The sequence below is a fragment of the Paenibacillus sp. 598K genome (genome assembly GCF_003851045.1).
In the GTDB taxonomy this organism is placed as follows: domain Bacteria; phylum Bacillota; class Bacilli; order Paenibacillales; family Paenibacillaceae; genus Paenibacillus_D.
The window spans coordinates 44,684-53,964 of sequence record NZ_BFBX01000003.1 but is presented as its reverse complement, the minus strand read 5'-3'; the positions used below and the strand labels follow the sequence as shown (position 1 = coordinate 53,964).

General features: G+C 59.6%; 11 protein-coding genes. 1 reads left to right on the top strand and 10 read right to left on the bottom strand.

Annotated elements, in window-relative coordinates; genetic code table 11:
* From PA598K_RS35865 to rplS, 5 genes are all read right to left on the bottom strand, one after another.
* Window positions 1-1,553: hypothetical protein (locus PA598K_RS35865; RefSeq protein ID WP_185601402.1), on the bottom strand; the 1,553-nt coding region annotated here is incomplete at its 3' end.
* A gap of 191 nt (window positions 1,554-1,744) precedes the next feature.
* A complete protein-coding gene (locus PA598K_RS01030) occupies window positions 1,745-2,371 on the bottom strand; it encodes a ribonuclease HII (RefSeq protein ID WP_128655052.1) in 627 nt (208 codons plus the stop codon).
* Complete coding sequence (ylqF, locus tag PA598K_RS01025) at window positions 2,364-3,230, bottom strand: ribosome biogenesis GTPase YlqF (protein ID WP_128655051.1); 867 nt, start codon at window positions 3,228-3,230, stop codon at window positions 2,364-2,366. The genes PA598K_RS01030 and ylqF overlap by 8 nt, the downstream gene beginning before the upstream one ends.
* Before the next feature lie 7 nt (window positions 3,231-3,237).
* Window positions 3,238-3,912: a signal peptidase I gene (gene lepB, locus PA598K_RS01020; protein ID WP_128655050.1), complete on the bottom strand. Its 675-nt coding sequence runs from the start codon at window positions 3,910-3,912 to the stop codon at window positions 3,238-3,240.
* 87 nt (window positions 3,913-3,999) lie between these two features.
* Window positions 4,000-4,341 (bottom strand): 50S ribosomal protein L19, encoded by a 342-nt coding sequence (gene rplS / locus PA598K_RS01015; RefSeq protein ID WP_128655049.1) that lies wholly within the window; start codon window positions 4,339-4,341, stop codon window positions 4,000-4,002.
* A gap of 248 nt (window positions 4,342-4,589) precedes the next feature.
* Between rplS and PA598K_RS01010 the strand changes: the two genes are divergently transcribed.
* Complete coding sequence (locus PA598K_RS01010; RefSeq protein ID WP_185601400.1) at window positions 4,590-5,486, top strand: aminoglycoside phosphotransferase family protein; 897 nt, start codon at window positions 4,590-4,592, stop codon at window positions 5,484-5,486.
* Window positions 5,487-5,569: 83 nt separating this feature from the next.
* On the opposite strand, the gene trmD is transcribed toward PA598K_RS01010, so the two are convergent.
* The 5 genes from trmD to ffh form a co-directional block, all read right to left on the bottom strand.
* Window positions 5,570-6,313 (bottom strand): tRNA (guanosine(37)-N1)-methyltransferase TrmD, encoded by a 744-nt coding sequence (trmD, locus tag PA598K_RS01005; protein WP_128655047.1) that lies wholly within the window; start codon window positions 6,311-6,313, stop codon window positions 5,570-5,572.
* A 2-nt stretch (window positions 6,314-6,315) separates the two neighbouring features.
* On the bottom strand, window positions 6,316-6,834 hold the full coding sequence (gene rimM, locus PA598K_RS01000) for a ribosome maturation factor RimM (RefSeq protein WP_128655046.1): 519 nt from the start codon (window positions 6,832-6,834) through the stop codon (window positions 6,316-6,318).
* Between the two features lie 83 nt (window positions 6,835-6,917).
* Window positions 6,918-7,148, bottom strand: coding sequence for a KH domain-containing protein (locus PA598K_RS00995; protein WP_128655045.1), 231 nt, complete (start codon window positions 7,146-7,148; stop codon window positions 6,918-6,920).
* 65 nt (window positions 7,149-7,213) lie between these two features.
* Window positions 7,214-7,492 (bottom strand): 30S ribosomal protein S16, encoded by a 279-nt coding sequence (gene rpsP / locus PA598K_RS00990; protein ID WP_128655044.1) that lies wholly within the window; start codon window positions 7,490-7,492, stop codon window positions 7,214-7,216.
* A 302-nt stretch (window positions 7,493-7,794) separates the two neighbouring features.
* Window positions 7,795-9,171 (bottom strand): signal recognition particle protein, encoded by a 1,377-nt coding sequence (ffh, locus tag PA598K_RS00985; RefSeq protein WP_128655043.1) that lies wholly within the window; start codon window positions 9,169-9,171, stop codon window positions 7,795-7,797.
* Window positions 9,172-9,281 lie beyond the last annotated feature (110 nt).

Here is a 9,281-nt window from a genome sequence, read left to right as displayed (position 1 = left end):
GCGGGACGGGCGGCAGCCGCCTGCCCGTCCGCGCCGGAGGTCGCCGGAGGCTGCGCTCCCCCGGCGGAGGCCCCTGCGGCCCCGGGAGCGGAGCCCGGGGCCGGGCGCATGAGCAGCTGGCGCTCGTGATCCACGCCGAGCCAGCGCAGCATCTCCCCGACCCAGCCGGAGGCCCCGGTCGGGGCACCTGCGCCCGCCGCGCCTGCAGCGGCGCCCCCTGCGCTCGCCGAGCCGCTCGCGGCCTGTCCGGCAACGCCAGCTGGCGAGCCAGCTCCAGCCAAGCTGCCTGGCAGCGCAACGCTGCTGCTCGGCCCGCCGGAGCCCGCCGATGCGCCGCTACCAGCGGACGGCGTCTGGCTCGCCATTGCATTCCCCGCTCCGGCAGCCTGACCGCTCGCGCTGCCGGGAGCTGACTGACCGACGCTCATCGCCGAGCCAGCCGGATTGGACGGCGAGCCTACCGCCGTCATCCCTGCCCCTGACGCTCCGCCGCCCGGCAGGCTTGCCGCCGACAGCCCGCCATTCATCGACGCGCCTGGCGCCTGCTGCGCTGCCGCATTCGAGCCCGCAGCGCCAGCAGCGCCTGCCGCCGCATTCCCTTGCGAGACCGAACCGGCATTCCCCGGCGTGGTCAACGCAGCATTGCCTTGCCCAACAGCCGCACCTAGCCCCGCTGCCCCGGCTCCCGCTGGCGCAGCGGCCGCGTTCCCTGATCCCGTTGAAGCCGCATTTCCCGGCAACGCCGATGCCGCATTCCCCTGCACGGCAGAGCCGGCGTTGCCCTGCCCCGCATTAACGGCAGCCCCCGCGCTTCCTGACGAGCCTGGCGATGTCTGCCCGCCTTGGCCAGACTCGGCCGCCAGACGCAGCAACGGCAGTCCCTGCTCCAGTAGCGCCAACAGACGCGTGGCCAGCTGTTGCGTCCCGGAGCCTCCCTGCTGAGCCCCTGCAACAGTGTCTGCTCCCGCCAGGAACGCCCGCAGCTGGCTCTGCAGACCGTCCAGCAGCTCATGCGCCGGACGGCCGAACATCGCTTGCTGGAGCGCCGAGATCGTCGTCGCCGTCATCGGCAGTCCGCGCTTGAAGGCGAGTGCTGCCGCCTGCAGCCATTGCTGCGGGTCGGCTTGCTTCGGCATCTCCGCCGACGCCTGCGTGAAGGCAGCAGCCAGCTCGCGATTGAGCGGCACGCCCTCACGCTTCATATCGAGCATCAGCTGCCGCGACCATGACTTGTCCGGCAGCCCGAGGCTGCGAATCAGATCCCGCATTGCCGCCTCCGGCATCTGCGCGCTGCCCGGGTCGACCGGCCGCAGGACGACGATGCCATTTTGCGTCTCTGCCTGCACCTGCAGCATCGTCGACTGCCCAGGCTGGAGTGGCAACTCCAGCTTGGCGCGCACCTGCTGCCCGCCGAGCTGGACGATCGCCTCGTCGCCCTCGAGCAGATTGACGACGACGCCCCGCAACGTCTGGCCAGGCTTCAGCTCGATCGTCCGACTATCCCCGGCCTGGAGATCGCCTAGCAGGCCGCGCATGATCCCCCCGATATTCATCCCTGTTCCCCGCTTTCCTTATCTCACTGCGATCTACTACTTTGTATATCGTCGGCCGACCCGCTTTTCGTTAGCGCCATCGCGCCAGGCCAGCAGCAACGCGTCATTATACGCAAGACAGGCCAAGCCGCGATGGCCTGGCCTGTCTCTATAGTTCCCGTATACCTCTTATGTTCGCTTTTGTCCTTTCGCTAGAACAGCTCCTGCTGCTCCGCCAGCAGCTTCGTCAGGAAGGATTGGCGATGCAGCGGGCTTGGACCGAACGTGAGGATGCGCTCGCGATGCAGCTTGGTCGCGTACCCTTTATGTATGGCGAGTCCGTATTCCGGATAGAGCGCGTCCCATTCGCCCTTGCACAGCCGATCCCGCGTCACCTTGGCGACGATCGAAGCGGCTGCGATCGACTGGCTGACCGCGTCGCCGTGGATGATCGCCAGCTGCGGCAACGGATCGTCGATCCGCTCGGCGTCGATGAGCAGATAGTCAGGCGCTTGCGTCTCATCTGTGGCCGACAGGCCAAGCACCGCCTGCTTCATCGCCAGACGCGCTGCCTGCTTGATGTTGATCCGGTCGATCGTCGCGCTGTCGACATGGGCGACCGACCAGGCGAGCGCTTGGTCGAGGATGATCTCATACAACTGCTCGCGCTTCTTCTCGGACAGCTTCTTGGAGTCGTCTACGCCCTCCAGCACCACCCCCGGCGGCAGGATGACGCTGGCGGCGACGACATCGCCGAACAGACAGCCGCGCCCGACCTCGTCGACGCCGGCGATCCGGCTGTAGCCTTCGCCCCAGAGCCGCTCTTCGTACTCAAGCATAGGGCTCCTCCAGCGTAATCCGTCCCAGCTTGCCCGCCCGCAGCTCGCGCAGGATGATGCCAGAGGCTTTCTCCAGATCGACCTGACCGCCGCTTACCAGACAACCCCGCTTGCGGCCGATATCCTCCATCACGCGGACGATCTCCAGATTGTTGTCTGGATCGGTTGGCGGCTCGTCGATGCCGAAGCGCTCCTCCAGCGCATCCCAATACCGGAAGGCCAGCTCGCGCACCGCGAAGTAGGCGATATCCTCGATATTGAGGATCTGCTCCTTGATCGCGCCGGTCATCGCCAGACGATAGCCGACCAGTTCGTCCTCGAACTTGGGCCAGAGGATGCCGGGCGTATCGAGCAGCTCCATTTCCTTGCCGACCTTAATCCACTGCTGCCCCTTGGTCACGCCCGGACGGTCGCCGGTCTCGGCGATATTGCGTCCGGCCAGCCGGTTGATCAGCGTCGACTTGCCGACATTGGGGATGCCTACGATAAGCGCCCGTAGCGCGCGCGGGTTCATGCCCTTGCTCCGCATCCGCTCGATCTTCGCACTCAGGATCTCCTGGACGCGGCCAGGAATCTCGCTGACCCGCGACCCTGTCGACGAATCGACAGCGATGCAAGCGTGGCCTTCCCCGTCAAAAAAAGAAATCCACCGGTCGGTTGCCCGTGGATCCGCCAAATCGGCTTTATTCAGTACAATGAGTCGAGGCTTATCCAGCAGGATCTCGTCAATCATTGGATTGCGGCTGGACATCGGTACGCGCGCATCCAGCAGCTCGATCACGATATCGATCAGCTTCAGCTTCTCCTGAATTTGACGTCTTGCTCGGGTCATATGCCCCGGGAACCATTGGATGGTCATCAGTTACTCACCTCATTGAGCCATTGTCTACGATCTTTATCTTGTCCATCGGCCAGAAGATAATATCCGCCCGTCCGACGATCTCGTCCATCGAGACGAAGCCGATCGAACGGCTGTCGCGGCTGTTGCCACGGTTGTCGCCGAATGCCAGGATCATCCCCTCCGGCACCGTATCGCTCGTCACCCGGCTGTTGGGGAAATTGTCCTCGGTGTTGTACAAACGCCCCTCGCTCTGCGCCTGGGCGATCGCTTCCTTCAGGTAGGGTTCCTCAACGAGCTCGTCGTTGACATACAAGCTGTCACCCTCGAGTCTGACCTTGTCGCCCGGCACGCCGATCACCCGCTTGATGAAGTCGCGATTCTCCTCTGGCACGTGGAAGACGACGACCTCGCCGCGCTGAGGGCTGCGGATATCATAGAGGATCTTGTTGACGATCACGCGCTCTCCCGACTCGAAGCTCGGCAGCATCGACGAGCCATCGACGATGAAGGGAGAGAACAGGAAGGTTCGAATAACAAACACAAGCACCCCCGCGATCGCGAGCGCTTTGATCCATTCCACGATTTCTTTCTTCGCTCGGGCCGGCTTGGGAGGATTGCCGTTGCCAACGGTTGGTTCCGTATCCGTACCTGTAGGCGCTTGTTCTTGCGGGTTCAGCTCTTCGTCTCGGTTCTGATTCATAGCTACGCCTACCTTTGCTCAGCATATGTAATCACGATAATAAAAAAACGAAAAGGGACTTGTTTGCGCAAGCCCCCTTGTCGTTCATTAGCGAATTTCTTTAATTCTGGCTGCTTTACCGCGCAGTTCACGAAGGTAGTACAGCTTGGCGCGACGTACTTTACCGCGACGAGCTACTTCGATTCTATCAATTTTCGGCGAGTTGACCGGGAATGTTCTCTCCACGCCAACACCGTACGAAATTTTGCGCACTGTAAAAGTCTCGCTGATTCCACCGCCGCGACGTTTGATTACAACGCCTTCGAAAAGCTGGATCCGCTCGCGCGTACCCTCGATAACTTTTACGTGTACCTTCAGCGTGTCACCAGGACGAAAGCTAGGGATGTCTTTCCGAAGCTGTTCTTGCGTGATTGCTTGTACGATATTCATAGTGCAATTCCCTCCTTCCATCATAGACGTTCTTGTAAGCTCGACGGCTCCCGAGGAGCCGGGTCATGGCCGACAGAGGACCGCCCGACTATTACAGACAACATTTGAAATTTTACCATATCCAGCGTCAAAACACAACAGACAATTATCAAAAGGCATCTGATGCCCCGATGTCGAATTTATCGTGAAGCCATCCTGTTGTAATTCCGGCTATGCACAAAAATTGTGAAAGGAGAGGCTGCAAGCTTATGACCCTAATACCTGAAAATTTTCATGATACAATGGTAGGCATTTACGGCTCACGCGCTGAGGAATGGGTTCGTTCCTTGCCTGACCTGATTTCCAGAAGCGAGGCGCAATTTGACATTAAGCTGGAGGCCCCATTTAAAAACTTGTCTTATAACTATATTGCCCACGGCAAGACTGGAAAGGGTCGCCCCATCGTACTCAAGCTATCCATCGAAAGAAAAGAGCTAGCTCAAGAAATGCAAGCCCTGAACGCATTCGCAGGCAGAGGTGCTGTCGAGGTTATCGAGCGAAACGATCAGCTCGGCGCCGCTGTGCTTGAACAGGTTCTTCCCGGTACGCCGCTGTCCGCCATGCTGGATGACAGAGCGTCGACTGAGATTTTTTGCGAGGTGCTTGGACGTCTTCGCAGTCTTAGAGTCCCCGAGGAGAGCGATTTCCACCAGATGCGCAGATGGTTCGAAGCCTTCGTCCGTTATCGCAACCGTTTCGGCACGGAAGGCCCGCTTCCCGATCATTGCCTTGCAGAGGCGGAAGCAATATTGCAGGAGCTGCTCGCGACGACCACCGAAACCTCGCTTCTTCACGGCGACTTGCATCAGGACAATATTTTGCAAAACAGCGAGGGCAATTGGGCAGTAATCGATCCGAAGGGAATTATAGGCGATATTCACTTCGAAACCATACAGTACTTGCTCAATTACGTCAATCGCGACGGAGACAGCAACACCGTTCTTAACCGTCGCGTAGAGATGATATCGCAGCGGCTCAACCTGGATCGTAGCCGCATTGCACGGTGGGGTATAGCACGCGGCGTACTTGAAGCATGCTGGGCTATCGAGGGTGGCGCAGACTGGAGACAAGGCATCAGCATCTCAGAGCGATTTGCAAAGCTCTGAGCCGCTAGCAATCGAACGGCCCGTGTCACTAAGTTCGGCCAGACGGACCGCCAAGAGGAATACAGTCGAACAAGCACCCGCTATTAGGTCGACTGCTCCCCCTGGCGGAGCGCCTCCAGCATCTGCCGCTCTTTGAGCGTCAGGTCGATCTGCTCCAGCAGCTCCGGGCGACGGGCCAGCGTGCGGAGCAGTGACTGCTCGCGCCGCCAGCTCTCGATCCGAGCATGATGGCCGGACATGAGCACCTCCGGCACCTCCCAGCCGCGAAACTCCACCGGCCTTGTATAGTGCGGGTATTCCAGCAGCCCGGTGCTAAACGAATCCGTCACCGCCGACGATTCATTGCCCAGCACCCCGGGCAGCAGACGGACGACGCTGTCGATGACGACCATCGCCGGCAGCTCGCCGCCAGTCAACACATAATCGCCGATCGACAGCTCATCCGTCACCAGATGCTCGCGGATCCGCTCGTCATAGCCTTCGTAATGGCCGCAGATGAACACGAGATGCCGCTCCTGGGACAGTTCCTCGGCCTTCGCTTGCCGGAATGGCTCGCCCTGCGGACACATCAGGATGACACGCGGACGCACGCCCTCCTCCTGCGGCAGGTCCTCGACCGCCGAGAAGATCGGCTCCGCCTTCAGCACCATCCCGCCGCCGCCGCCGTACGGATAATCATCCACCGTATTGTGCTTGTTGTTGGCATAGTCGCGGAAGTTGACAGCGTTGAGCTGCACCAGTCCCTTATCCCTTGCCTTGCCGAGGATGCTCGCGCCGAATACGCCCTCCAGCATCTCCGGGAACAACGTCAACACATCGATCCGCATCGCTAGATCAGTCCTTCCAGCAGCCGGACGGTGACCCGCTTCGCCTGCACATCGACCCCGATCAGCACCTCGTCGATAACCGGCAGCAGCAAGGGCTTGCCCTTCGGTCGTTCCACGACCCAGACGTCGTTGGCGCCGGGGCTGAGGATTTCCGTAATCTCTCCCAGCTCCTCGCCGTCCTCGGTGACGACGCGACAGCCGACAATCTCATAGTAGTAATATTCGTCCGGCTCCAGCTCGACCTGTTCATCTCTCGCGACCTTGACCGCCCATCCTTTGTATTGCTCCACTTCATTAATATGGTCGAGGCCTTTCCACTTGACGATGAACATGCCTTTGTGCTCACGGGCGCTCTGCACGGTCAACGGCACGACACGGTCGCCCTCCGGGGCGTGGAGAGCCAGCTCGCTGCCCGGCGCGAACCGCACATCCGGAAAGTCCGTCTGCGAGAGAATCTTTACTTCGCCGCGCAGCCCGTGTGTATTGACCAGTTTGCCTACATTTAACCAGGCGGTCGTCATCCCGCTTCCTCCCTTGCATGTACAGACGTTTGAAATTTAAAAAAAGGCTAGGAGCAACTCCTAACCCCGCGTGCCTTATGATGTTACGAGACGATGTCAACGATGACGCGCTTGGATGACTTGACAGCCGCCGAGGCGACCACTGTTCGCAGCGCTTTGGCAATCCGGCCTTGCTTGCCGATTACTTTCCCTACATCCTCGGGATGAACAGAAAGAGCGTACACGAAGCCGCGATCGTCTTCCTTGACCTCGACCCGCACATCATCCGGATGGTCCACCAAAGCCCTAGCTATGACAAGAATCAATTCTTCCATGTCTAGGCCTCCGCAGTACGCGGTCGTTCAAAAGGGGCCAAGACGGCTCCTTTTGAACGTGCGTTTTAGGATTGTTTCTGCTGCTTGAGCTCATGAAGCTTGGTCATCACACCAGCTTTGCTCAGAAGATTGCGTACGGTATCGGAAGCTTGCGCTCCGGTTTGCAACCATTTCAACGCTTTCTCTTCATCGATGTTCACTTGCGCCGGTTGTGCAACCGGGTTGTACGTACCGATCTCCTCGATGAAGCGACCGTCACGCGGCGAACGGGAATCGGACACAACAACGCGGTAGAAAGGCGATTTATGCGCACCAATACGTTTCAGACGAATACGAACTGCCATGGAAATTTCACCTCCTTCAAATACTCCCCGCAAAGTGATGCAATTGCTTCGAAGCTTATTCAAGTACTTTGCGGGGGCCCCAAATTAATATAAAAGTTTAAAAGTTCGGTTTTCAGCACCGAGAAGCTTGGAGGCAGGAGGAAATGAGGAGCGGAGCGTAGTGGAAACTACGTGAGCACCTAAAAGTTTCCGAAGGAAACTAGCTTCGTAAGCATATGCTTAGTTTCTCCTGCATTCAAGAATCGATGTCGAACCCGCTTCCTGAACAACTTCGTGATCAAAAGCGGACTTTTAAACCTCCTCTAAAACGGGAATTTCATGCCTTTGCCTCCGAGTAGCCCTTTGAGTCCCTTCTTGCCGCCCTTCGGACCTTTGGGACCCATCATCGACGAGAATTGCTTCATCATCTTGCGCATGTCGTCGAACTGCTTGATGAGGCGATTGACCTCGGCTACGCTCGTGCCGCTGCCCGCGGCGACGCGCTTGCGCCGGCTGTGATTGAGGATCTCCGGCTTTGTCTTCTCTTCCTTGGTCATCGAGCGGACGATCGCTTCGATGCGACCGATCTGACGCTCGTCGACCTTCATATCCTTGAGCCCCTTCACCTTGTTCATGCCAGGCATCATCTCCAGCAGTTGGTCGAGCGGCCCCATATTCCGCACTTGGGCCATCTGCTCAAGGAAGTCGTCGAAGGTGAACTCGGCGTTGCGCATTTTGCGCTCCATCTCGGCTGCCTTCTCGGCGTCGATATTGGACTGCGCCTTCTCGATCAGCGAGAGCATGTCGCCCATGCCGAGGATCCGCGACGCCATCCGTTCGGGATGGAACGGCTCCAGCGAGTCGATTTTCTCGCCAAGCGCGGCGAATTTGATCGGAAGGCCAGTGACCGCCTTGACCGACAACGCCGCGCCGCCGCGCGTATCGCCGTCGAGCTTGGTCAAGATGGCGCCGGTCAGCTCGAGCTGCTGGTGGAAGCTCTCTGCGACGTTGACCGCATCCTGACCGGTCATCGCATCGATGACGAGCAGCACCTCATCCGGCTTGGTCGCCGCATGGATCTGCTTCAACTCCTCCATCAGCGCCTCGTCGATATGCAGTCGGCCTGCGGTATCGATGATCACATAGTCGTTGCCGTTGTCCTTGGCATGCTGCAAGCCGGAGCGCGCGATATGGACCGGGTCTTCCTTGTCTCCCATCGAGAAGACAGGCGCCTGGATCTGCTCGCCGAGCACCTGCAGCTGCTTGATCGCGGCCGGTCGATAGATATCGCAAGCGACGAGCAGCGGCTTGTGGTTGCTCTTCTGGAGCAGCTTCGCCAGCTTGCCGGTCGTCGTCGTCTTGCCCGCGCCCTGCAGACCCGCCATCATGATGACGGTTGGCGGGCGGTTCGCCTTGGCCAACTTGCTCTGCGTGCCGCCCATCAGCTCGGTCAGCTCTTTGTTGACGATGTCGATGATGACCATGCCCGGCGTGAAGCTTTTCATCACTTCCTGGCCGATTGCCTTCTCCTTCACCTTGGCGATGAATTCCTTGACGACCTTGAAGTTAACGTCGGCCTCGAGCAGCGCTAGCCGCACCTCGCGCATCGCTTCGCTTACATCTTCCTCGGATACCTTGCCCTTGCCCTTCAGCTTGCTGAATACATTCTGAAGTCGGGCGGACAATCCTTCAAACGCCATTGCTGTCACCTCCCGTTACCGATAGTGCCCTCGCCAGGAGCGGGCATCTTGGCTCACTGGCCTGTAGGCTGTTGCCTCTCGCGCAGCAGCGATGCCAGCGGCTCGCCGGC